20 protein-coding genes are annotated in these 24,821 nt (G+C 47.3%); 13 read left to right on the top strand and 7 right to left on the bottom strand.

The features are described from left to right. Window positions 1–6 precede the first annotated feature (6 nt). The 5 genes from MMG82_RS04725 to recG all read right to left on the bottom strand — a co-directional run bounded on the left by MMG82_RS04725 (window position 7) and on the right by recG (window position 5,340). On the bottom strand, window positions 7–261 hold the full coding sequence (locus MMG82_RS04725) for a phosphopantetheine-binding protein (protein WP_011074022.1): 255 nt from the start codon (window positions 259–261) through the stop codon (window positions 7–9). Then, on the bottom strand, window positions 239–1,096 hold the full coding sequence (locus MMG82_RS04720; RefSeq protein WP_047533957.1) for a lysophospholipid acyltransferase family protein: 858 nt from the start codon (window positions 1,094–1,096) through the stop codon (window positions 239–241). Before MMG82_RS04720 ends, MMG82_RS04725 begins: the two co-directional genes overlap by 23 nt. Continuing rightward, window positions 1,089–1,829 (bottom strand): beta-ketoacyl synthase chain length factor, encoded by a 741-nt coding sequence (locus MMG82_RS04715; protein ID WP_037427685.1) that lies wholly within the window; start codon window positions 1,827–1,829, stop codon window positions 1,089–1,091. Before MMG82_RS04715 ends, MMG82_RS04720 begins: the two co-directional genes overlap by 8 nt. A 366-nt stretch (window positions 1,830–2,195) precedes the next feature. Continuing rightward, complete coding sequence (locus MMG82_RS04710) at window positions 2,196–3,089, bottom strand: DUF3014 domain-containing protein (protein ID WP_241406540.1); 894 nt, start codon at window positions 3,087–3,089, stop codon at window positions 2,196–2,198. Between the two features lie 175 nt (window positions 3,090–3,264). Further along, a complete protein-coding gene (gene recG / locus MMG82_RS04705) occupies window positions 3,265–5,340 on the bottom strand; it encodes an ATP-dependent DNA helicase RecG (protein WP_047533960.1) in 2,076 nt (691 codons plus the stop codon). A 355-nt stretch (window positions 5,341–5,695) separates the two neighbouring features. Here recG and MMG82_RS04700 point away from each other — a divergent pair, with 355 nt between their 5' ends. The 3 genes from MMG82_RS04700 to MMG82_RS04690 all read left to right on the top strand — a co-directional run bounded on the left by MMG82_RS04700 (window position 5,696) and on the right by MMG82_RS04690 (window position 9,123). Beyond that, window positions 5,696–6,754: an ABC transporter substrate-binding protein gene (locus tag MMG82_RS04700; RefSeq protein ID WP_069454082.1), complete on the top strand. Its 1,059-nt coding sequence runs from the start codon at window positions 5,696–5,698 to the stop codon at window positions 6,752–6,754. A 13-nt stretch (window positions 6,755–6,767) separates the two neighbouring features. Beyond that, window positions 6,768–8,606: a GGDEF domain-containing protein gene (locus MMG82_RS04695; RefSeq protein WP_231570464.1), complete on the top strand. Its 1,839-nt coding sequence runs from the start codon at window positions 6,768–6,770 to the stop codon at window positions 8,604–8,606. Window positions 8,607–8,709: 103 nt separating this feature from the next. Then, window positions 8,710–9,123, top strand: coding sequence for a YkgJ family cysteine cluster protein (locus MMG82_RS04690; RefSeq protein ID WP_037423422.1), 414 nt, complete (start codon window positions 8,710–8,712; stop codon window positions 9,121–9,123). Here the strand turns inward: MMG82_RS04690 and MMG82_RS04685 are convergent. After that, window positions 9,086–9,925, bottom strand: a complete 840-nt coding sequence (locus MMG82_RS04685; RefSeq protein ID WP_037427690.1) for a transporter substrate-binding domain-containing protein — start codon at window positions 9,923–9,925, stop codon at window positions 9,086–9,088. The two genes, MMG82_RS04690 and MMG82_RS04685, sit on opposite strands and share 38 nt — an antisense overlap. Window positions 9,926–10,092: 167 nt before the next feature. Between MMG82_RS04685 and MMG82_RS04680 the strand changes: the two genes are divergently transcribed. Beyond that, complete coding sequence (locus MMG82_RS04680) at window positions 10,093–11,409, top strand: hemolysin family protein (RefSeq protein WP_241406539.1); 1,317 nt, start codon at window positions 10,093–10,095, stop codon at window positions 11,407–11,409. A 56-nt stretch (window positions 11,410–11,465) separates the two neighbouring features. Here the strand turns inward: MMG82_RS04680 and ilvY are convergent, their stop codons facing one another. Then, complete coding sequence (gene ilvY / locus MMG82_RS04675; RefSeq protein ID WP_069454085.1) at window positions 11,466–12,338, bottom strand: HTH-type transcriptional activator IlvY; 873 nt, start codon at window positions 12,336–12,338, stop codon at window positions 11,466–11,468. A 196-nt stretch (window positions 12,339–12,534) separates the two neighbouring features. On the opposite strand from ilvY, the gene ilvC reads away from it, so the two are divergent. The 9 genes from ilvC to MMG82_RS04630 all read left to right on the top strand — a co-directional run bounded on the left by ilvC (window position 12,535) and on the right by MMG82_RS04630 (window position 24,738). Then, complete coding sequence (gene ilvC, locus MMG82_RS04670; RefSeq protein ID WP_241406538.1) at window positions 12,535–14,013, top strand: ketol-acid reductoisomerase; 1,479 nt, start codon at window positions 12,535–12,537, stop codon at window positions 14,011–14,013. Window positions 14,014–14,592: 579 nt separating this feature from the next. Then, a complete protein-coding gene (gene ilvG / locus MMG82_RS04665) occupies window positions 14,593–16,266 on the top strand; it encodes an acetolactate synthase 2 catalytic subunit (RefSeq protein WP_047535261.1) in 1,674 nt (557 codons plus the stop codon). Beyond that, window positions 16,263–16,523: an acetolactate synthase 2 small subunit gene (gene ilvM, locus MMG82_RS04660; protein ID WP_037423344.1), complete on the top strand. Its 261-nt coding sequence runs from the start codon at window positions 16,263–16,265 to the stop codon at window positions 16,521–16,523. Before ilvG ends, ilvM begins: the two co-directional genes overlap by 4 nt. Window positions 16,524–16,602: 79 nt before the next feature. After that, window positions 16,603–18,462 carry a dihydroxy-acid dehydratase gene (gene ilvD / locus MMG82_RS04655; RefSeq protein WP_241406537.1) on the top strand — a complete coding sequence of 620 codons (1,860 nt, stop codon included), beginning with the start codon at window positions 16,603–16,605 and terminating at the stop codon, window positions 18,460–18,462. Between the two features lies 1 nt (window position 18,463). Next, complete coding sequence (gene ilvA, locus MMG82_RS04650; protein ID WP_241406536.1) at window positions 18,464–20,122, top strand: threonine ammonia-lyase, biosynthetic; 1,659 nt, start codon at window positions 18,464–18,466, stop codon at window positions 20,120–20,122. A gap of 137 nt (window positions 20,123–20,259) precedes the next feature. Then, complete coding sequence (locus MMG82_RS04645; RefSeq protein ID WP_047535269.1) at window positions 20,260–21,393, top strand: alanine--glyoxylate aminotransferase family protein; 1,134 nt, start codon at window positions 20,260–20,262, stop codon at window positions 21,391–21,393. A 34-nt stretch (window positions 21,394–21,427) separates the two neighbouring features. After that, window positions 21,428–21,688: a hypothetical protein gene (locus MMG82_RS04640; protein WP_231570475.1), complete on the top strand. Its 261-nt coding sequence runs from the start codon at window positions 21,428–21,430 to the stop codon at window positions 21,686–21,688. A gap of 115 nt (window positions 21,689–21,803) precedes the next feature. Further along, window positions 21,804–22,289, top strand: coding sequence for a hypothetical protein (locus tag MMG82_RS04635; RefSeq protein ID WP_231570476.1), 486 nt, complete (start codon window positions 21,804–21,806; stop codon window positions 22,287–22,289). A 1,573-nt stretch (window positions 22,290–23,862) separates the two neighbouring features. Continuing rightward, window positions 23,863–24,738: a Tim44-like domain-containing protein gene (locus MMG82_RS04630; protein WP_047535279.1), complete on the top strand. Its 876-nt coding sequence runs from the start codon at window positions 23,863–23,865 to the stop codon at window positions 24,736–24,738. Window positions 24,739–24,821 lie beyond the last annotated feature (83 nt).

Genomic DNA, 24,821 nt, shown 5'->3' with positions numbered 1-24,821 from the left:
CCTCTCCTATGGGCGCTGTGATTCGATAAATTTAGCAAGGCTGGCCACACTGTAAAAATGTGCTTTAGTGCTATCCGAGTTGGCTTCGATTTTGACATCAAACTTTTTCTTGATGGCTAACCCTAACTCGAGGGCGTCGATAGAATCGAGTCCGAGTCCGTCACCAAATAGCGGCGCATCGGTTTCAATATCATCAATACTGACATCTTCTAGGTCGAGGCAGTCGATAATTAACTGTTTAATTTCGTTGTGTAAAGTCATAATTATTTTCGAGTTGTTGTTGATAATATTGTTCAAGGTCCCGAGTTAATTGTCGGGCCATTTTCGCATGCTCACCCAAAGGGGCTTGATAGGCTTGGTGAGGAATTGGATTGCCGATTTCGACGGCCATTCCCATGGTTTGCCTTGGGATCTCATACCAAGGCTGTTCCTTTGTCAAACCTCGTACATTGGTGCGCAAAACCACAGGTAAAATATCGGCTTGGGTACGAATGGCAATATTGGCGGCGCCCCGGGCAAACTCATTGATTATTGAGCCAAATACTGTGCGCGTACCTTCAGGGAAGATAATTAAATTAGTGCCTCTGGCGAGCACTTCGCTGCAATCTTCGAGCATCAACTCTGCGCCGCGATTCGGGATATAACCTGCGCAGGAAACCACACCACGTAAAAACGGATTACGCCAAAGGCCTTGTTTAACGATACAACCCGCATTGGGCATGAGACTGATCAACACCACCACATCGACGAGACTCGGGTGATTGGCTATGACGATCACCCCTTTGGCGCTATGTAACTGCTCGGCATTGTGGGTGCTAACGTTGATCACCCCAGCCCACGTCAACATAGCGACAAAGCCTTTAAACATAGTGTGCACGGCTTTTTGCACGCGGATAATCCTCGCCTCAGGTGTGCCGGGCCAAAAACGCAGTAAAGGCAATATAGTGAGCGAACTTAACAGTCCACCTAAACCAAAGGCAATATAGCAACTGACGCCACCGAGCCAACGGGGAATATAGTTGATTCCCGTGCGGCGTTTTTCGGGCAGCGTATAAGCGACATTGAACTGTGCACCCTGTGGAGCGGGATTAGCCATGCTCTACGCTCCAGTGCCAATGGGATAAACAGCCAGCAATGTTTTGTGAGGTCGCTAGAGCATGGATCAACATGCCGTAGGACAGCGCAGGAGTAACTTGTTGCTGTGCTTGAGTCAGTTGGCTTAGCGTGAGCTTTACGGACGAGCGATGACAAGCGGGCGCGAGGGTAAAACCTAAGGCTAAGGGGAGTTCATACTCTTGGGTAAACTCATCGTATACCGGCGGCACAGGATCATCGCCAAAGATCAGTAATAACGGCTCTGCTGATTGATGTAGCTGGGCGAAAGCTTCCACCATGGCTTGGGAAAGGGTTTCAGTGCCTGCGGCAATTGAGGTAGAAGGGGCGGTGTTATTGTGTAAAATGCCAAAAATACCACTGCCAGTGTTATGCACGGATTGACTAAAACCTAAGGGAGAAAGCGGTTGCTTAGCGATAATATCTTCGAGCAAGCCAATAGTGCGATGCAGTTCGCCGTGGCGGGAAGCAAATATCGAACGGCAGTTTGGTGGCGTATCACATTGAAAACTGACATCTAGCATCATTTTTGTTAAACGGCTAAAGCGTCTACGCTGCATGGCTGGCACTTGGGGAAGTGCCGGAGATATGCTGTCAGTGGGTGAAGCCTCTTTGGTCGTTTCAGCCGAGTGCTTGCACCAAGTTTGCCAGTCATCATGCTGCTGATAGTTTGGAGCCCACGCCCCCCAAGAGAGGATGCTGAATCTGAGTTGCACTACTTTGCCTCGACACTATTTAAAGCTGTCTTAGTTATCCCTAACTAAGCGAAAACATTAATGAATTGACTGGCTTATCGCTATTTGCTCGTTGGATGAACGAACACAATTCCCCCATTTATTGAACGGCACATTCTACACTAAGTCCTTAGTTTTAATGAAGTCATTTGCATATGCAAGGTTAATAAAATGCAATGAGATTTTGCTTTGTCACTGTTGGCTAACATAGTTTTCAGAACGGGATAAAGACAGGGAGTGTAGACTAAGTGGCTTAACCTCAGTTGAACAGGCTCTGATATCAATAGTAAACAGACGCTCGAGGCGCCTGTTTATTATTAATAATGCCACTATTGATTGAATATCAATCTATTGTGCGAGTTGGCTTTCCATTTTACGCAGTGCAGTTTTCACTTTACGAGTGTTCTCTGGTCCCATACGAACAAGCAGTTTTTGGGCACTGGGTAAGGCTTCCAAATTGGGATCAACGAAGCGATAGTTGACGCTAATTGAACTCAGCTCAATGGGCTCTTCAATAATTGGCGCTGCGAGCATTACCTTAATTGCTTGTAGCATTCTGTCATTGAACTTGGCGTTGCTATAACCCAGTTCAGCGAAGGCTTCATCAAATAGCGGCGTGAGTTGCTTGTAGGTGTGCATTAAGCTTTGCTCATCCATATTGGCAATGACGGTCGCGTAGGCATCATATCTGTGGTAACTCTCTGGATTTAAATACACTTTGTTAGTGATTTCCGCCACGATAAAGAGTTTTTCAGGGCCCTTAATTGGGCTGACTTTGCGGGTCAATTCGCCCTGCGCCAAGTTATCCACGAAGACTACAAACTGACGGATCAAATCTTGTGTGACTAAGGATGAACCTACGACATTATTGCTGATAAGTGCCAGTGCTTTTTGATGCACAAAAGCATCACTCTCAGGCAAGTTTGGCACCGTTTCTACGGGCGCTTGAGGCTCAACGGTAGTGGTTGAGTCAGTTTCCGTCGTGGTCGTTTGTGGTGTTACGTTTTCCACTGGAGTGGTTTCAGGCTCCGGGTTTGTTTCCAGAGTAAGCGGTTCTGACGATGGTGGCTCTGGTAGTACTATCGGTGCATTAGGAATGAGTTTGGGTGAGTCATCTTTACTATAGTAGTAATAACCTGCCGCAGAGAGCAGGATGACGAGCACAATCGCAATCAATGCAAAGCGATTGCTGCTAGACGAGGTCTCTTGAGGTGTAATTCTATCATCTTGATTAACTTGCATTTTACATCCTTCGCTTCAGTGTCAAGGTAATGTGGTGAATATCATGCAGCTAACATTAAAGTGCAAGTGCCGCCTTTTAGGTTGCAAGTTCATTTTGCAAGTTTACACGCGCTTGTCCATAGCGGTTAGCTGAACAGGTTGAATTTATTTTACCTTGAAGGGGTTAGCTTAAGGTTTACGCTTGGACATATTGTTGCCTATGCCCAAGCCAACGATGAATAATGGCATCAACCGCATCGGGTGCTTGCGACATCACATGATTCGCAAGCTTTTGGATATGTGGTATAAGCGCTTGATCTCTAACTAAATCAGCTATCTTAAGTTCGGCTAGCCCTGTCTGTTTAGTGCCTAACACTTCACCGGGACCACGTATCTCTAGGTCTTTCTGTGCGATAACAAAACCATCATTACTCTGCCGTAGGACATTCAACCGCTGACTTGCGGTTTGACTCAGTGGCGCCTTGTAGAGTAACACACAATGACTGGCTACGGCACCGCGCCCTACTCGTCCTCGCAGTTGATGCAACTGTGCAAGTCCCAATCGTTCGGGGTTTTCGATTATCATCAGGCTAGAGTTAGGGACATCGACGCCGACCTCAATTACTGTGGTTGCCACCAATAAGTTGATGGTTCCCGCTTTAAAGTCCGTCATAATTTGTTGCTTTTCAGCACTTTTCATCCTGCCGTGTACTAAACCTATGGTCAGCTCCGGCAGTGCTTGGCGCAATTCTTCAGCGGTATCTTCGGCGGCCTGGCACTCGAGGACTTCGGACTCTTCAATCAAGGTACAGACCCAATAGGCTTGGCGTTTGTCCGTGATCACGCTGTTGCGGACGCGCTCGAGTACTTCATTACGGCGCGAATCGGGTATGGCGACTGTGGTGACGGGTGTGCGCCCTGGGGGTAACTCATCGATAATCGAGGTGTCGAGATCGGCGTAGGCTGTCATGGCTAACGTCCGTGGGATCGGGGTTGCCGTCATAATCAACTGATGGGGATGAAACCCTTGATTGATACCTTTTTCCCTGAGTCCCATCCGCTGGTGGACACCAAATCGGTGCTGCTCGTCGATGATAATTAAAGCGAGCCTATGGAAGATAACCTGTTGCTGAAAAATGGCGTGGGTGCCGATCACCATTTGTGCCGCGCCAGATTCAATATCCGCTAAAGATTGCGCCCGAGCTTTACCTTTAAGCTTACCCGCAAGCCAACCGACTTTTAATCCTAGTGGTTCAAACCACGCGGCAAAGTTAGCTGCATGCTGCTCGGCGAGTAATTCGGTGGGCGCCATCATGGCCACTTGATAGCCGTTTTCAATCGCTTGAAGGGCGGCGAGGGCGGCGACTAAGGTTTTGCCTGAGCCGACATCCCCTTGCACTAAGCGCATCATGGGGTGCGGTTGTGCTAAATCTTTACCTATCTCGGCAACGACACGTTGCTGCGCGCCTGTGGGTTTAAAGGGCAGTGAGGCGAGAAAAGGCTTTAGTAATTGCCCCGTGGCATGCATGGTCACGGCGGCGTCGAGGTTACTGCGTTGTCTTAGGCGTAGCATACTCAGGTTGTGGGCGAGTAATTCTTCCTGCACCAGTCGCTGCTGCGCGGGGTGTTGACCAAGCTCTAAATCAAATTGTGAAATCCCCGCATGGGGGCGATGCAGGGTTTGCAGCGCCTGTTTTAGGCTCATGTTGTTTGGCTGCAAATGGGCGGGTAATAACTCGGTCAAGCCGCCATCTTCTAATAATTCAAGTGCCTGTTCGGTGAGCTTAATCCAACTCGCCTGTTTTAAGCCCTCGGTGGTGGGATAAATCGGCGTAAGTGTATCGCTTAGGTGAATATCCTCACCCGGATAGACGATTTTATATTCGGGGTGCACGATTTCCGCTTGATGACTTCCGCGACGAATTTCGCCATAGGCACGGATCATTAATCCATTTTGCATCGCATTGCGCTGCGCCATTGAAAAGTTAAAAAAGCGTAGGCTCATGCTGCCAGTATCGTCACGCACATTGCAGACGAGCATGCGTTTACGGCCTTGAAGGATTTGAGTCGACTGGATTTCGGCCTCAATGGTGCCGTAATTTCCGGGCATGAGTGCGGCGATGGGATAGATTTGAGTGCGGTCTTCGTAGCGCAGGGGCAAGTGAAACAGCAGATCTTGTACTGTTGTGATGCCGAGTTTGGCGAGTTTTTCCGCGACTCTTTTGGCGACGCCCTTGAGTTCGGTGATCGGAACAAGATCCAATTGCTGCAAGTCGTTAGCACTCAATCACTGTTAATTTATACATATACTAACAGAGAATAAACGTAAGGCAATCTTGGGGGATAGACTGTGGTTAAGTGCGCTATGTAAAGAGGCTGAATGAGCAATATTGGAATTAAAAATAGCCTCTTATCTTATACGTCGAGTTATCTTATTAATATTAAATGAATATTCTATAATTTCGAGCCTAAAACAGGAGCAAAAATTAATATTCTTTATTATAAAGTACACTTTTTGTTATTTTGTGGTTTAATCGAAGTGTTGGTTGCCATTGAGTTGTTTTGGTAATTATGCGGTAACAAGGTTGTGAATCGATAATAATAAAGTGACCTCTGTGATGGATCACATGCGGGGAAACACGGTCGAGGAGTACTCGCCTTTGCATCTATTATGTTTACGTTGTTTATGGATAGGCATACTGTGTTTTGCTTTGCCTGCGTGGGCTAAATTGGATGTGGTTTTTTTTAATCCAGGCGCGGTTACGGATAGCTTTTGGGGTGATGTCGATAAATTAATGCAGGTGGCTTCATCAAAGCTTGATATTAATTTGCAAATCATACATTCAGATCGCAATCACTTTAAAATGATTGCTCAATTAGAAACGTTACTAAAATCTCAGCCATCACTTCCTACTCATATTATTTTAGTGAATGAGAAGCAGTCTGCGATAAAAATGTTGCAGATGCTTTATCAATATCCCATATATGTTCAATTGATTTTAAATGATATTTCTGTCGCCGAGCGAGAACACTTATTGGCAGATCCACATTGGCAAACTTATTTATTACCAGCGCTTATCCCAGATAACTATGCTATTGGTGCTGATACCGCTAAAAATTTGCTAAGTCGTTTAGAAAATAAAAAGGCTAAGGTTTTATTAATCTCGGGCGATAAATCTACGCCCGCATCAGTGTTAAGAACTCAAGGCGCTAATGATTATTTCTTTATGCAACCCAATGTTATTGTTACTCAAACGGTATATGGTCAATGGCGTGAAGATATTGCTTATGATCAAACATTAACCTTGCTCAGCCGTTATCCGGATTTAACCTTAATCTGGACGGCGAACGATAAAATGGCTATCGGAGTGGTAAAAGCACTCCGCGAAAAGGGCCTTGAACCTGGACGTGATGTACTGGTCAGTTCGATTAATACTTCCCCTGAGATTTTGTCGCTCTGCCAAGAACGTAAAGTGAGTGCTCTGGGAGGTGGGCATTTTTTAGCGGGTGCTTTAGGGTTAATTCAGCTCAAACAATACCAAGAGACCCAACGTTATTCCTCCTATGAGGATATAGAACTCTTTAGGGTACTTAATCCCGATTCAGCTTTTTATCAGAAGTTAGTTGCAAGGGATTGGGCTGGGATTTTTAAGACACAAATAGTGGATAAGTTATCACAACAGTAATTAATAGGTATTCATGAAGCATCGTAATCATTCCATCAGTCATAGAATGACGCTCACTATTATTGGGGTGAGCTCATTTTTTGCTGTCCTGACCATGCTGGTGCAGTTAGTGTGGAATTATCAAGAAAGCATTGATAATACAACTGCCGATATTCGTGAATATTCCGAATCGATCTTACCCACTATTGCTAAGTCACTTTGGGATGTGGACCATGGTCTGTTATCTGATTTGCTTTCAGGCTTGGGCATGATGCCGATGGTGTCGAGTGTCAATTTAGAGAGTATCGATGGCGTAGCCATGCAGTTGGGCAAGGCGATTCACGCTAAGGATTCCCGACAAACTCTGTTTCGTTACCCAATTATGTATCAGGAACAACAGATTGGTATGCTGACTGTCGGGCTGGATACGGACAAACTCTATTACGAATTATGGCAACAATTGATCATTATTGTCTTAGGCAATGGGCTTAAAACCTTACTGATGATTTATCTTATCCTTACGCTGGTGCGTTTATTGGTGACCAATCGTTTATCGGAATTGGAGCGGTTTGCTAACCAGATAAATCTGAATGCATTACCTAAGTTAACCGTACCCGATAGTGTGGTGAGAAATCCTGATGAAATTGGTCATGTTGCTCAATCGCTTCAGGCTATGTATCAAAGAATTCGTAACGATCTTGCGGTTAATAAACGCCAAAAGCGTGCATTGCAGCAACAGCAAAGTCAGTTAGCACGTTTAGTTGATGAGCGGACTCAAGCGCTCAATTGGCAGTCCCAAGCTAGCCAACTGTTAGCTGAAATATCATTGCAATTTTTAACAGTGGAGACCCTTAACTTAGACAACAACCTTACTGAGGTTTGCCGTAAAATCGGGCGATTATTTGATGTCGAAAGGGTAAGCCTAATAGAGTTTAACCAACGACAGGTAAACTACCGTTGCGTTTGGTCTAGTGAACCTAATGTATCTGAAATTATTAGCATTTCTGCGGATATTGTTACTTTGCTGGCACAAAAATTTGAGCAGGAATCGACATTAGTTATCGAGAATGTCGACTCATTGAAGCAAACATCGCCTGAAGAATACGGGTTACTTCGAGGTATTGGTATTTGCTCTATTGCCGCATTTGCCATGAAAAATGCCGATGAAATTGTCGGGCTATTATCGCTATCAATGGTTTCTCGGCCACTAAATTGGACTAAACAAAAAAAAGTGATGTTGACTCAGTTTTCCGCAGCGCTGAACGAGTTATTGCTGCGTGAAGAAAAAGAGCGACAGATGCTTAACTTACAGCAAGCACTGGTAACGGTGAATACGCAACTCAGAGTCATGGCTGAAACCGATGAATTAACTGGGCTGAGCAATCGACGCCCCTTTACACAAACACTCGACACATTACTCCATGGCAACACAGCAGTCGGTGTGTTGATGTTGGATATTGATTATTTTAAGAGTTACAACGACAACTACGGGCATATTGAAGGCGATGCTGTACTTAGGCGAGTGGCTCAGGATTTAAAAGGCTGTGAAATTTTACCACCCAATGCGCTGCTAGCGCGCATTGGTGGCGAAGAGTTTGCAGTTGTTTTAGCGAAAATCACACCAATCCAATTGGAAGCCATTGCTACCCAACTGTGCAATCAAGTCGCTGCATTGAATATTCCGCACTTGGGTGCACCTACCGGTAAGATTACTCTTAGTATTGGTGGAGTGTATTTACCGCCGGATGCATTAAATGAACTCACCATTTCGAATGTATTACGCCGTGCCGATATCTGCCTTTATCGCGCTAAAGAGCGTGGTCGCAATACAGTGGTGATGGAGTCGCCTCAAACAGCGCTAGCTCATTCTTGAGCTTGTATTAGTCAAGCCTTGGTTCCGTTTGTGACCACAGATTTATTTCTATTTGGGGCCTGTTATAATTGCCGCCCTTTATTGTTTATCTGAAGGTTTTGGTGTGTCAAAACGGAGCAAAAATACGGTAAATTCGGTATCGATTTTTAATATTGATGATTTATCAACTTGGCAAAAATATCGCAAAGGCCTGTGTGATACCTGCCATGCAACCTGTTGTACTTTGCCCGTTGAAGTGACCGTAAGTGACTTAGTGCGCATGGGTTTGGTGGATGACTTTGAAGCTGAAGGCGATCTTAAGGCGATTGCCAAGCGCCTGCAAAAAGCGCGTATTATTGACAACTATAACCATAAAACGGCGATTTTTACCCTTGCCCGTATGGCGAATGATGATTGCCTATATCTAGATGGTAAAACTCGCCGCTGTACTATTTATCACCAACGCCCTGAAACCTGTCGTAACCACCCACAAATTGGCCCTAAAGCGAATTACTGCCCTTATCGTCCCCGTGAGTAAGTTTTTGAATATGAAATTGATAGAGGGTTTCGAGTTGATGATTCTCCTGCATCGTTTTTACCTGCCGATTAAACTCATGAGCAATCAGCTCCTTATGGGCTGAATGTTTAGAAATCAGCATGTAAAACGCTTCTTGCTGAGCATTAGGAGAGATCTTTGATGCTAGTGCTTGAGGGAGTTGTGCAGCATGCGCCAAAGCTAGCGTGCCCGCCAGTATTTCTTTGCGGGCGAGAAAGAACTTACATCTTTGTTTTAGTAGCATTTCCGGTAAATGTCCTAGGGAATGTATTTCGCTAAGAGGAGTCTCTTTACGCCAGCCAAAATTATCGTAGTTGAATCCTTTAATGCCGCAAACCTTGCCAAAGTGAGCTAATTGATTGATATCATCGATATGAAACAGCGGGTCCAATTCAGCTTTTAAATAAAAATAACTTGGAGTGAGGTAATAATAAGCGATAGATGGGATATAATCAGTCGCTCTTTGTCGGTTGAGCGATGCGCTCATCGCAGCATCTATGCTGCCATTTTGGACGTCTTTTAAACAGCGGAGCCAAGGCAAAGCCAGTACTTCATAATCAATTCCAATGGGCTTAAAGGTGCGCTCTAGCAGGTCAATGTCGTAGCCGCTAAGCGTGGAAGTCTTAATACCATCTTGTCGAACAAAGTAATTAAATGGTGGATATTCAGTCTCTTCGACACAAAAGCGTAACCTAAATGGGGAAAGCTCATCGGCGCCATAGGTAACAGGCGAGAGCAGAATCACGCATAGTAAAGCGATTAGCGGATATAATGAACGCATCATACTCTTTAAGCTCAATGGCGATTATTAAAGTGTAGCAAAGGGTTATTTGCTGTACTGGCTCTTTATCGCGACATTTCAACCCTGTATCTGGGTAATATTTAACTGGCACGCGAAAATCACTGCGCGGGTTGGTGCAAGTAAGTCAAGTGTGAAATAAAAGGTGTTACATGAGTCTCTTAGATAACGTGATGATTATATTGTGTTTAATTGGTGCAAGTTGTTTCTTTTCCATGTCGGAAATTGCTTTGGCCGCATCACGGAAAATCCGTTTACGTCAGTTAGCCGATGAGGGCGATGCCAGAGCTGAAAAAGTGCTGCATTTACAGTCGTATCCCGGCAGCTTTTTTACTGTGGTTCAAATAGGCTTGAATGCTGTTGCCATCATGGGTGGTATTGTGGGTGAATCAGCATTTCGCCCCTATTTTTATCAATTCCTTTCACCTTGGTTGGCAGATCCTTGGCTGAGTCAGGTGAGCTTTGTGATGTCATTTGTGCTTGTTACCAGTGCATTTATTTTGGTCGCGGATTTAATGCCTAAGCGTATCGCGATGGCGATGCCAGAGCAGGTTGCTTTGGCCGTTGTTGGCCCGATGAGTTTTTGTATTACCGTGTTAAGACCATTAGTTTGGTTTTTTAATGGTATGGCCAGCGCGATTTTTAAGCTGCTACAAATTCCAACGGCTCGAAATGACGAAATCACCTCCGATGATATTTATGCTGTAATGAACGCTGGTGCTGAAGCGGGGGTGCTCGACAAGGGCGAGCAACAAATGATGGAAAATGTGTTTGAAATGCAGACCGTTTCAGTCACTTCTGCCATGACAGCACGAGAGAGCTTAGTGTATTTCTTGCTGCAAGATAGCGAGGAGGATATCAAGCGTAAAATTGCCGAAGATCCCCATACTAAGTTTTTGGTCTGCGATGGCCAATTGGATATGGTCAAAGGTTTTGTTGACGCAAAGGAGCTGTTGATCCGTGTGATTAACGGCGAAAAAATTACCTTAAAAGACACCAGCCTTGTCCATACTTCGTTGATTATTCCTGACACTTTAAGTCTTTCTGAGGCGATGGAATACTTCAAAAATAGCCGCGCCGATTTCGCCGTGGTGATGAATGAATACGCCCTTGTGGTTGGGATTGTGACCACCAACGATTTACAACGAGCGGTGATGGGCGCTTGGTCGCTACACGAAAGCGAAGAGCAAATTATTGCCCGCGATGGTAATTCTTGGTTAGTGGATGGGGTGACACCGATTACCGACGTCATGCGCGCCTTTGGTATTGAAGAGTTTCCTCACTGCCAAAACTACGAAACCATTGCCGGGTTTATGATGTACATGCTGCGCAAAATTCCTAAGCGCACCGACTTTGTTAATTACGCCGGTTATAAGTTTGAAGTGGTGGATATTGACGCCTACAAGGTCGACCAATTGCTGGTGACGCGTATTGAGGCGAATGATAAATTACAGTCGCCAGATACCTAATCTAGCGTAATAAAGTAGGGAAAACGGGACTCAGTCCCGTTTTATCTCCTGTAAGCTTAAATCGCCTCTAAAAACGCATTGACAATCGGATCGTCCAAGCGTTTGACCTTACAGCAACAGCCTAGTTCGAAGGGAGCAATACTGACTGGCGAAGGTAACAACTGAATACGATCCCGTACTGGACTGTTATTGATCACCACCTCAGGGCTAATGCTCACGCCACAGCCAAGTGCCACCATAGATGCTATGGCTTCCTGTCCCGACACTTGGGCATAAATATTCGGACTAATCCCCATCTGTTTGAACCAATTATCGGCTCGTCGTCGCCCTGGTCCATGGTCAGGAATGATAAAAGGCACTCGTGACCAGTCTATCTGAGCTTGGTTAATCTGTTGCTGCACCGCACAGCGCATAGTGGGAGCGATTAATGAAAGCGGCACATCATCAATCTTGGCAAAATGTAGTGTGGCAGGAAAAGGATCCGGCAGCGCGGCAATGGCAATATCGGCACGATTTTGTTGTACCTCGGCCAGTGCATTAGCCGCATCTCCCGTGGTAAGCGCAATTTCGACAAAGGGATGCTCTTGGCGAAAACGCTCCAATAATTGCGGCAAATGGCTGTAGGCGGCGGTGACTGAGCAATAGAGATTTAAGGTGCCGCGCAGCACGTCCTGCTTAAGATCAATACTATGCCGCAGGTCGCGCCAATGGTGCAGCGTCTGCTCGGCGAACAATTTAAACTCACGTCCCGCATGGGTTAAGGTCACGCTGCGGTTATCCCGCTCAAACAGCTTTGCGTTCACTTCATCTTCGAGCCGCTGCAATGCGCGGCTTAAGGTCGAGGGACTGACATGCATCTGCTCCGCCGTCTTGGCAAAGTGCAAACTGTCACATAAGTGTAGGTACAATTTGAGGGTGCGTATGTCCATAACCTCGTCCTATTGGCCGCTTATCTGCGGTATTGAAACTGAAAATGACATTGCAAAAAACGCAATATGAGGTTTCGAATATATCATTTTAAGCAACGATAGCCATAGGTTATAGTGATTTCAATCACAACCAATCGTTAACAATAGGTTGATATTGGTTGAGTCCCCAATTCCCGACTGAAAGGTGGTATCTCAGATGGCTAACTATTTTAACTCTCTGAATTTGCGTCAACAATTAGCACAACTTGGCCAGTGCCGTTTTATGGACCGCTCTGAGTTTAGTGATGGCTGCAATTACATCAAAGATTGGAATATTGTGATTTTAGGCTGTGGTGCTCAGGGTCTTAACCAAGGTCTGAACATGCGTGACTCGGGGCTGAATATTGCCTACGCCCTGCGCCCAGAAGCCATTGCCCAAAAGCGTGCCTCATGGCAAAAAGCCACAGACAACGGCTTCAGAGTCGGTACTTTTGAAGAGTTGATCCCAACGGCGGATTTGGTGCTGAACTTAACGCCCGATAAGCAGCACTCTAACGTGGTTAGTGCCGTGATGCCGCTGATGAAGCAAGGCGCGACTCTGTCTTACTCCCATGGTTTCAATATCGTTGAAGAAGGCATGCAGATCCGCCCTGATATTACAGTGATCATGGTTGCGCCTAAGTGCCCAGGCACCGAAGTGCGTGAAGAATACAAACGCGGTTTTGGTGTGCCGACCTTGATTGCAGTGCACCCCGAAAACGACCCAAATGGGGATGGTTTAGACATCGCGAAAGCCTATGCGAGCGCCACAGGCGGTGACCGTGCTGGCGTGTTGCAATCCTCTTTTATCGCTGAAGTAAAATCGGATCTGATGGGTGAGCAAACGATCCTCTGCGGTATGTTGCAGACGGGTGCCATCCTAGGTTATGAAAAAATGGTGGCCGATGGTGTTGAGCCTGGCTATGCCGCTAAGTTAATCCAACAAGGTTGGGAAACCGTGACCGAGGCGCTTAAGCACGGCGGTATCACCAACATGATGGACAGACTGTCTAACCCTGCCAAGATTAAAGCGTTTGAAATTGCAGAAGATTTAAAAGAAATCCTGCAACCATTATTTGAAAAGCACATGGATGACATCATCAGCGGTGAGTTCTCTCGCACTATGATGCAAGACTGGGCTAACGATGATGCGAACCTGCTGCGTTGGCGCGCCGAAACAGCCGAAACGGGCTTCGAAAATGCGCCTGTTTCGAGCGAACATATCGACGAGCAAACTTATTTCGACAAAGGGATTTTCCTGGTCGCGATGATCAAAGCGGGTGTGGAACTGGCGTTCGACACTATGGTGTCGGCGGGGATTGTTGAAGAGTCGGCTTACTATGAGTCACTGCATGAAACACCGCTGATCGCCAACACCATTGCCCGCAAACGTCTGTATGAGATGAACGTGGTGATATCGGATACCGCAGAATACGGTTGTTATCTGTTCAACCATGCCGCCGTGCCACTGCTGCGTGACTATGTGAATGCCATGTCGCCAGAGTATTTAGGTGCGGGTCTGAAGGACAGTTCTAATAGTGTTGATAATCTGCAATTAATCGCGATTAACGATGCGATTCGCCACACAGCTGTGGAATATATTGGTGCCGAACTTCGTGGCTATATGACTGATATGAAAAGTATTGTTGGAGCTTAATGGATAAAAGCCGAGCCCCTAAGGATGTGGGGCTTGGCGTGACAAATTGATTCCTGCTTCGTTGGTTGTCGAGCGGGCAAAACTGACATGGGTTAGTCGGCGTTTTTCGCCACTAACGCGATTTTGTTAACGTTTTACTTTGTTGTTTTGCATTGTCTCGGCAGGGAAGCTGAATTTTTTTGACATTAGAAAATTTTTTATTGTGTTTGGCTGTCGCTTTATGGTAAAGCTAATAGCTCGCGGCGGGGTAAGCCTCCTGCCGTAAGCCGTCTCAGTCAGGGACGCAAGAATTAACGCGATACTCATATAGAATACCGATTAGGAATCCATATTGATGTTTAACCAAGCTGCCAAGCTCATTCTCGTGATTATTACCGTCGTGATTATTAAATCACAGCGGGGGCGGCGCATGGCAAACTGGTAGACCTAAAAGGTTAAAAGTTTCGAAAGAACCCCCCGCTCCGAAAGGACCGGGGGGTTCTTCGTTTTCAGGCCCCAGGTTTTGGGACTTACATTTCGAACCAGCACAGATTACGAGTCGATTTTCGACAATTCAGAATTAAGGTAGCGAGAGAAAATATGGAACCAGGGCAGATGATAAGAGGCGCAGACGCGGTTATAAAAGTGTTGGCAGCACATGGTGTTACCACAGTATTTGGTTACCCAGGTGGTGCCATTATGCCAATCTACGATGCCCTCTATGGAAGCCCTGTCGAACATCTCTTAAGCCGCCACGAACAAGGCGCAGCCTTTGCCGCCGTAGGTTACGCCAGAGCCAGTGGTAAAACCGGCGTGTGCTTTGCCACCTCTGGCCCAGGCGCGACCAACCTAATCACTTCGCTTGCCGATGCGCTATTGGATTCAGTGCCTGTGGTGGCGATTACGGGTCAGGTCTCAACTGCTGTGATTGGCACAGATGCGTTTCAAGAGATTGATGTGTTGGGCATGTCCTTAAGCTGCACTAAGCACAGCTTTATGGTGACGGATGTCAACGATCTGATCCCAACCTTGTACCAAGCTTTTGAAATCGCCGCATCGGGTCGACCCGGCCCTGTGCTAGTGGATATCCCTAAGGATATCCAAATCGCTCACCTTGAATACCGCACACCGTTACTGGCCGTGACCAATGAACCCCAAGCTGAGATGAGCGATATCGATGCTGCCCGTGCGCTGTTGGCGCAAGCAAAGCAACCTATGCTGTACGTGGGCGGCGGTGTGGGTATGGCGGGCGCGGTCGATCAGTTGCGGGATTTTATAAAAGCCACGGGTATGCCATCGGTCGCCACGTTAAAGGGCTTGGGCAGCATCGCCCATGGTACGCCCGGTTATTTAGGCATGTTAGGTATGCACGGCGGAAAGGCGGCCAACCTCGCGGTGCAGGATTGTGATTTATTAGTGGTTGCCGGTGCGCGCTTTGATGACCGAGTAACAGGCCGTTTAGCGACTTTTGCCAACAAGGCCAAAGTCATTCATTTAGATATCGACGCCGCCGAGCTGGGTAAATTACGCCAGCCGGATGTGGCTATCGCCGGGGATTTACGCCAGATTTTCCCCGCCCTTGCTATGTCGCTGGATATCACTCCTTGGCTGACTGAAGTGGAACATCTTGCCCGTAAACATCAATGGGATTATCAACATCCCGGCAGCTTAATCTATGCCCCTGCTATGCTGCGCCGTTTAGCCAATAAACTGCCCGAAGACAGCGTAGTGTGCTGCGATGTGGGCCAGCATCAAATGTGGGTTGCCCAGCATATGTGGTTCCGTCGCCCTGAAGATCATTTATCTAGCGCAGGTTTAGGCACTATGGGCTTTGGTTTACCCGCTGCTATCGGCGCCCAAGTCGCCCGCCCCGATGCAACAGTAGTCACAGTGTCTGGCGATGGCTCTTTTATGATGAACGTGCAGGAGCTAACCACCATCAAGCGCCGCAAATTACCGGTGAAGATCCTACTAATCGACAACCAAAAACTGGGAATGGTGAAGCAGTGGCAACAGCTATTCTTTGAAGAACGCTACAGCGAAACCGATTTATCTGACAATCCTGATTTTGTGTTATTGGCCTCTGCATTTGATATTCCCGGCCGCACGATTTTCTCTTCCGATGAAGTGGAGGAGGCCTTAACCGAGATGTTAGCGGCTAAGGGCCCGTATTTGTTACACGTTGCAATTGACGATGCTTTTAACGTTTGGCCACTGGTGCCCCCTGGTGCATCAAACAGCGATATGATGGACGAAATGGAGAAACAAACATGATCCACTCCCTAGAATTAACGGTTCAACAACGCCCCGAAGTGCTTGAGCGTGTTTTGCGCGTGACTCGCCATCGTGGTTTTACGGTCACCCAAATGCAGATGCGGATGAACGACGATGCGAGTCTGTCGCTGGATATGGAAGTGGACAGCGAGCGCGCCATCGAGCTGCTCAGCAATCAACTGAATAAATTGATTGATGTCACTCAATGCAAGGTCTTGTTACCGCTAAACTTGCAACAACAAAAAGTACACGCATAAGCATCCAGTGGCTGCGGTATTAGCACTGCAGCAACGCCCTAAGGGCACGATTTTCGATTTGAGATAAGGGATAGAGTCAATGCCAAAGTTACGTTCAGCAACCAGTACCGAAGGCCGCAATATGGCGGGTGCCCGTGCGCTATGGCGCGCCACAGGGGTGAAAGACAATGATTTTGGTAAGCCGATTATTGCGATTGCCAACTCCTTTACTCAGTTTGTCCCCGGCCATGTGCACTTAAAAGATATGGGCTCTCTGGTGGCGAGCGCCATCGAAGAGGCGGGCGGTATCGCCAAAGAATTCAATACTATCGCCGTCGACGATGGTATCGCCATGGGCCACGGTGGCATGCTCTATAGTCTGCCCTCGCGGGAACTGATCGCCGATAGCGTCGAGTATATGGTCAACGCCCACTGCGCCGATGCGCTGGTTTGTATCTCTAACTGCGACAAAATCACCCCCGGTATGTTGATGGCGGCGCTGCGCCTCAATATTCCCGTGGTATTTGTTTCGGGTGGGCCGATGGAAGCGGGTAAAACCAAACTGTCGGACAAACTTATTAAGCTCGACTTAGTCGATGCCATGGTGGCCGCGGCCGACTCGAGTGTGAGCGATGAAGATAGTGCCAAGATCGAACGTAGTGCGTGTCCAACCTGCGGCTCCTGTTCGGGCATGTTTACCGCCAACTCGATGAACTGTTTAACCGAAGCCCTAGGCCTGTCGCTGCCGGGCAATGGCTCCATGCTCGCGACCCATAGCGACCGCCGCGAACTGTTTTTAGAAGCGGGCCGCCGCGTGATGGCACTGACCAAACGTTACTACGAACAAGATGATGCCTCGGCACTGCCGCGCAACATTGCCAGCTTTAAAGCCTTTGAAAACGCCATGGCGCTGGATATTGCCATGGGCGGTTCGTCTAATACTGTGTTGCACTTATTGGCTGCGGCGCAGGAAGCTGACGTGGCATTCACTATGGACGATATCGACCGTATGTCGCGCCAAGTGCCGCACCTTTGTAAAGTGGCGCCGTCGACCGCTAAATACCATATGGAAGATGTGCACCGCGCCGGTGGTGTGATGGGCATCTTAGGCGAACTCGACCGCGCCGGACTACTGCATACCGATGTGCCACATGTTGCTGCCGATGCAGGCGGCAATCTCAAGTCGGTGCTCGCCAAGTACGATGTGATGCAAACCCAATATGACAACGTAAAACAATTCTTTATGGCGGGACCTGCGGGCATTCCAACCACTAAAGCGTTTAGCCAAGACTGCCGCTGGCCATCGCTGGATGATGACAGGCGTGAAGGTTGTATCCGTAGCCGCGAGTTTGCCTTCAGCCAAGAGGGCGGTTTGGCCGTATTATCGGGCAATCTGGCCGACAATGGCTGTATCGTTAAAACTGCTGGTGTGGATGAATCGAACCTGACCTTTACTGGCAGCGCTCGGGTGTACGAAAGCCAAGATGACGCAGTCGCTGGCATTTTAGGTGGTGAAGTGGTGGCGGGTGATGTGGTGGTGATTCGTTACGAAGGGCCAAAAGGTGGTCCGGGTATGCAAGAAATGTTGTACCCCACCAGTTACTTAAAATCCCGCGGCTTAGGCAAGGCTTGCGCGCTAATTACCGACGGACGTTTCTCTGGTGGGACATCCGGCTTATCCATCGGCCATGTGTCGCCTGAGGCAGCAGCGGGCGGCACGATTGCCTTGATTGAAAACGGCGATCGCATTGAAATCGATATTCCTAAGCGCAGTATCAAGCTCGCTGTGAGTGATGCCGAGTTAGCGGCGCGCCGTGAAACCATGCTTGCTCGTGGTCCAATGGCGTGGAAACCGCTTTCGCGTCAGCGTTATGTGTCTATGGCGCTTAAAGCCTACGCCATGCTTGCCACCAGTGCCGATAAGGGCGCGGTGCGCGATCGCAGTAAGTTGGAGGACTGATATGTTATCTCTCGCATCGTCGCAAACGGAGCAGGCTGAGACGCAGGCCTCTCAAGTTCAGTCCGATAAGGCGCAATCGGTCACTTCTGCCTTAGAAAAGAGTCAGCTTGCGCAAAGCTACCTGCAAAAAATCCTGCTGTCGTCGGTTTATGATGTTGCGAAAGTGACACCACTCTCGAGTCTCAATAAACTCTCGGCGCGTTTAGGCTGCCAAGTGTTTTTAAAGCGCGAAGATATGCAACCAGTGCATTCCTTCAAGCTGCGCGGCGCCTATAACCGCATCGCCCAGTTGAGCCAAGCCGAATGCCAACGCGGCGTGGTGTGCGCCTCGGCGGGTAACCACGCCCAAGGCGTGGCCATGTCGGCGGCCAGTCGTGGTGTGGATGCAGTGATTGTGATGCCCGAAACTACGCCGGATATTAAAGTCGATGCTGTGCGCCGTTTAGGTGGCAACGTGGTATTGCACGGCCAAGCCTTCGATCAAGCCAATGGCTTTGCGATGGCGCTGGCCAAAGAAGAGGGCCGAGTCTATATCGCGCCCTTTGATGATGAAGCGGTGATCGCCGGCCAAGGCACTATCGCCCAAGAAATGCTGCAACAGCAGCGCGACCTTGAAGTGGTATTTGTGCCCGTGGGCGGCGGCGGTTTAATTGCTGGGATTGCTGCCTATTACAAGGCGGTGATGCCACAGGTCAAAATTGTTGGCGTTGAGCCTGAAGATGCGGCCTGCTTAAAGGCGGCGATGGAAGCGGGCGAGCCGGTGACGCTGGCGCAAGTCGGTTTATTTGCCGATGGTGTGGCGGTTAAACGTATCGGCACCGAGCCATTTCGCTTAGCTAAGTGGTTTGTGGATGAAGTGGTGACGGTCACGTCCGACGAAATCTGCGCAGCAGTGAAAGATATTTTTGAGGATACCCGCGCCATTGCCGAACCTGCGGGTGCCTTATCCCTTGCTGGGCTTAAAAAATATGTCAGCACCAATGCCTCAGGCGAGAGTGGTAAGGGTGAAAAAGTCGCGGCGATTTTAAGTGGCGCGAATGTGAACTTCCACAGCCTGCGGTATGTGTCGGAGCGCTGCGAGCTGGGTGAGCAAAAAGAAGCGGTGCTGGCGGTTAAAGTGCCCGAGCGTCCCGGTAGCTTCCTGCGTTTTTGTGAGCTGCTCGAAAAGCGGGTGATGACCGAATTTAACTACCGTTTTAGCAGCCGCGATATGGCGGTGGTGTTTGCGGGTATTCGCCTAACCAAAGGTCAGGGTGAGCTAGAGCAAATTATCAATACCTTAGAAGATAATGGCTTTGAGGTGCAGGACTTATCCGGTGATGAAACCGCGAAATTGCATGTGCGTTATATGGTCGGTGGTCATCCGCCAGAGCCATTAGAGGAGCGCCTATTTAGCTTCGAGTTTCCCGAGCATCCCGGTGCGCTGCTGAAGTTTTTAACCACCTTGCAGAGCAAGTGGAATATCAGTTTATTCCATTATCGTAATCACGGCGCAGCTTTTGGCCGAGTGCTGGCGGGGTTTGAAGTGCCCGAGGGCGATGCCTTGCCGTTTCAGCAGTTTTTAACTGAGCTGGGATTTGTCTATCAAGAAGAGACCCAAAGCCCTGCTTATCAGCTGTTTTTGAATGCCGGAAAAGGAAAAAACAACCTGCCTTTGTAGTCACTTAGCTTTAGGTTACAACTTAGGCTAAAGGAGGGGCGCACAGGCGCCCCTTTTTGTGGTAATTTGGTTTAACAAATCAATAGTGAATGCTCTAATAATAGTCAGACCTCGACCCTACGCATTAAGGAGACATGATGTTACCTGCACCGCATTTTTCTGCCTTTAATCCCCCTCGCCGCATTTTGATGGGCCCAGGTCCATCGGATGTTTATCCTGAAGTGTTAGCCGCACAGGCAAGACCGACCGTCGGTCACCTCGACCCATTGTTTGTCGCTATGATGGATGAGCTTAAAAGCCTGATCCAATATGCGTTTCAGACCAAAAATGAAATGACGATGGCAGTGTCGGCCCCCGGCAGTGCGGGCATGGAAACCTGCTTTGTGAACCTAGTCGAACCCGGCGAAAAGGTGATTGTCTGCCGCAACGGTGTGTTTGGTGAGCGTATGCGCCAAAACGTCGAGCGCGTTGGTGCGATTGCGGTGCTGGTGGATAATGAATGGGGCACACCGGTCGACCCTGCTGCCGTTGAAGCAGCACTTAAGGCCAACCCCGATGCTAAATTCCTTGCTTTTGTGCACGCCGAAACCTCAACAGGCGCGTTAAGTGACGCTAAAACCCTGTGCGCGCTGGCAAAGCAATACGGCTGTTTATCGATTGTTGATGCGGTGACTTCCCTTGGCGGCGTGGAGTTAAGGGTCGATGAATGGGGCATCGATGCCATTTATTCTGGCAGCCAAAAGTGCCTTTCCTGTGTACCGGGTTTATCGCCCGTGTCCTTCTCATCCGCTGCGGTCGAAAAACTGAAGAATCGCAAAACCCCAGTGCAAAGCTGGTTCCTCGATCAAAGTCTGGTGATGGCTTATTGGACCAGCGCTGGCGGTAAGCGTAGCTATCACCATACCGCGCCTGTTAATGCGCTTTATGCCCTGCACGAATCGCTGCGTTTATTGGCGGCCGAAGGTTTAGAAAATGCATGGAAACGTCATCAAGACATGCATTTAGTGCTGCGCGCCGGCCTTGAAAAACTCGGTCTTAAGTTTGTGGTCGCTGAAGATTCGCGCTTGCCACAGCTTAATGCCATTTATATCCCCGAAGGTGTTGATGATGCCGCGGTGCGTGCGCGTCTACTTAAGGATTACAACCTTGAAATAGGTGCAGGTCTTGGTGCACTTGCAGGTAAGGCTTGGCGTATCGGTCTAATGGGCTTTGGTGCCCGTCGTGAGAATGTCGCGCTCTGTTTGCGCGCCCTAGAAGAGGTGCTGAACTAATATGTCTGTTTCGCGTATAAGGATGTTACGCAGAGTGAGTTTGCGCTTAGTTAGCTCACGTTTATTGATTGGCGGTTTGATTCTGATCTTAAGTGGTTGTGCCTCCAGCAATATGAGCAATGCCAGTTGTGATTTTGTGCGAGGTACAGCAGGTAATCAGAGTCAACGCGAGGCCAGCGGTGATGATAGCAATGCCCGGCAGATGGATGTGGGCATCGGGATTTTAACCGCAATCTTCGGCAGCATTAGTCGAGCACTTTCTTCCGATGATAAATCGGATGGAAAGTGTTTGTAACTTAGTTAGTTTTAGCAGTCTTTGATAGTTTAGAAATCCCCGTAATGCGGGGATTTTTTATAGAGACAGTACCGTTCTTTAGTGCGGGGTATATTGATTAAGCACTGCCATTTCAGTGACACGCCGTGAATATGTCCCTATAGGCTCGATGGCGGCATCCATGCCGCCAACGGTCACTTTCATGACAGTGCTTAATCCGGTTAAGGCTTTGCTATACCTGATAGTCTGTTATTTACAACTAGGGCATTTCAAGAGTTTAACAATGGGCGGCTCGTTAAATTTTTTACTATTATGCAGGTACCTTATGAATCACTGCTGTGAACAAATGAAAAGTTTTATAAACAACAAATGCGACCACCACGTGGAGGAATGCGCCGTTCATCTTATTAATTATTCTGATAAATTCGATGAGTACGGATTGATTATTCATGACGGCGGCACATCATCAATCACGATAAATTTTTGCCCATGGTGTGGCTCTAGGTTACCTACATCAAGACGTGAACAATGGTTTGATGAGCTAGGTAAACTTGGCTATAGCGAACCGTTTGAACAAGATATTCCTGAAAAGTACAAAAGCAGTGATTGGTATCGTGTCTAATGATGTGCTCATTTGGGGTGGCTTAATACTGCTTATAATCTAAGGTTACCAATAATAAATGGATATTTTTGAATTAATTGTTAAGCCTTTCATATGGATATTTAGATTGTTAGTATTATTGCTTGAGCAGGGCATAATTACACGGCCTTGGTATTGGATTGGGTGGTTTGTACTGAGAGTTGTAACTATTGGTAAATACCCGTTATACGGTCCAAATGATGAAGACCTAGAGGGTATTAGAGTAAGTATTATCACTTACGTACTTGGTTGCATAACACCAATAGCAATTTTTATTTGTATCATGTAGTGCATGGCCAATAATGCTTCTGCTATCAAAGTGACACTCCCTATATTCCTATGTGCGGTATTTTTTAGGCTAGAGGATCAGATATGAACGAACACCATACCGCAAACGCTTTGCCTCTATGATAAGGTTTGGTTTATAAGGTTTTTATGGTGAAAGATATTTTTTCTTCATTCCCGCAATGTGTTTAAGTGGAAATCTAGCTTTGGGATATTTTAAGTTTTGATATGTGAAAAATTTACAATATGTGCCTTGTTAAGCTTCTATAAAGTGGGTTGACTGTTAGTAAGTAGTAAGGATATTAAGTGGGCATTAGGTTGCAAATGGAGATTGATACTGATGATTAGTGCTAAAGTATGGATGATAATTTTAAGCTTTATTCTGCTTTTCCCTACATATTATTGCTTGCAAGGTATTTGGGTTACTCTTGATACAGCAAATACAAGAAGCCATGAAGGAAATCTAGTAATTGGATTAATGTGGCTATACTCAGCTGTCGTGTGGATACCATACATTCTGATTCTTGGTTATAACTGGAAGACGTTATCGAACAACTTTAAATTAACCTGCTCGTTATCAACTTTTGTGATTTTCACTTGTTTTATTTATTCGCTGGCCGTTAGTTAACAATTTAATTAACGAGCTAACCATTGTTAAATTTACAGAGTGTATATTTGTAAGAGGGGGGACAGATTACTGTTGGGAATGACAGTGCTTAATCACTTCTTACGTCGCAGAGTCAGAACATACACATCTTTTTAGGTACTCTTCGTCGAATCTTTTTATAACTAAAGCCTGTGAGTTACTGGAATGACCTAAAAGATAGGACATGCATTTTTTTCACTATGGCGACTGTGTTAATGGCTCTTCCAAAGCTATATCTGCTTAGATGGTACTTAGATCTTGGCTTCGGGTTTCGGAGTTCTGGCTATCAGGATACACGGAAGTTAACGGGATTAAGCACTGCATGTAAGTGACCGTTCGTGACAGGGATGTCACGGTCGAGCACACAGGGATGTGCTTGCTGCGTGTCACTGGAATGACAGTGCTTAATCATTTCTCACATTACATAGTCAGAACTGACGTGTCTTTTGTCGCATTCTTAGTCGAATCATGTTGAACAATTAGGGACGAAGCCCCACGACTTTGATTTTGATTTAGAAGAACAAACGAAGTTTGTAAGCCTAGACCCCTCTTTTGATAGTTGACATATAATGTCATCCCGCTATGATGCCTGCACCTCTGGTTATACATACAAAGATCTTATAAATGAAAAAGTTATTTATTATGCTGGCGATGATTTTTGCGGTTAGCTTGGCTGCTAGTCCAGTCGCAGAAGCAAAAAAATTCGGCAGTAATAAGTCTATTGGCAAAAGTCATCAAACAGCGCCGGCTCAGCCTGCGGCAACTAATACTCCCACAACCCCGCCTACCGCTACACCAGCACCTGCTGCGGGCAAGAAAGGTATGATGGGCGGCATGTTAGGCGGTTTATTAGCGGGTGGCTTATTGGCTGCGCTATTTATGGGCGAAGGTTTTGAAAATATTCAATTTATGGATATTTTGATTATCGCTCTGTTGGCATTCGTGCTGTTTAAAATTGTCCGTACTCTGATGGCTTCAAAAGCCAGTACCCAGCCAAGACCTGCCTACGCAGGTGCGGGTCAACCTAATCCGAATCTGCAACGCCAGCAAGCGGAACAAACCGGTTTTGCCAGCAGTGCAAACAGTGGCAGCAATGGTTTTGCTCAAGCGGCGAGCACAGTGCCTTTCCATTTGCCTGTGGGGTTTGATTTACCTAGCTTTTTAGAAGGCGCGCGTAGTCATTACAAAACTTTGCAAGTAGCATGGAACGAAAACGACTTAAGCAAAATTCAAGAGTATGTTTCGATTGAGCTTTTTAATGAGCTCAGCAACCAACGCCGTGAGCTCGTTGGCGAACAGCATACAGAAGTGATGTTTTTAGATGCTGAACTGGTCCGCGCGACACACAATGCTAATCTGGCGGAAGTGAGTGTTAAGTTTAGCGGCCGCTACCGTGATACGGTTGAAGGTGTCGAAGAAGACATTAAGGAAATCTGGCATTTAGAGCGTAACCTTACACAAGCCAACGCGCCTTGGTTAATCGTGGGTATCGAGCAGTAATCTGTCCGCCTTCAAAAGCAGCCTTTATCTCTTAAGGCTGCTTACATTCCCTTTCGCGTCAATCCAGCCTTCCCTCAGTAGTT

It is taken from the genome of Shewanella sp. MM_2022_3 (genome assembly GCF_022557375.1).
In the GTDB taxonomy this organism is placed as follows: Bacteria; Pseudomonadota; Gammaproteobacteria; order Enterobacterales; family Shewanellaceae; genus Shewanella; species Shewanella xiamenensis.
Note: the sequence above shows the minus strand (reverse complement) of the source record. Positions and strands in the feature narration are given on the sequence as shown.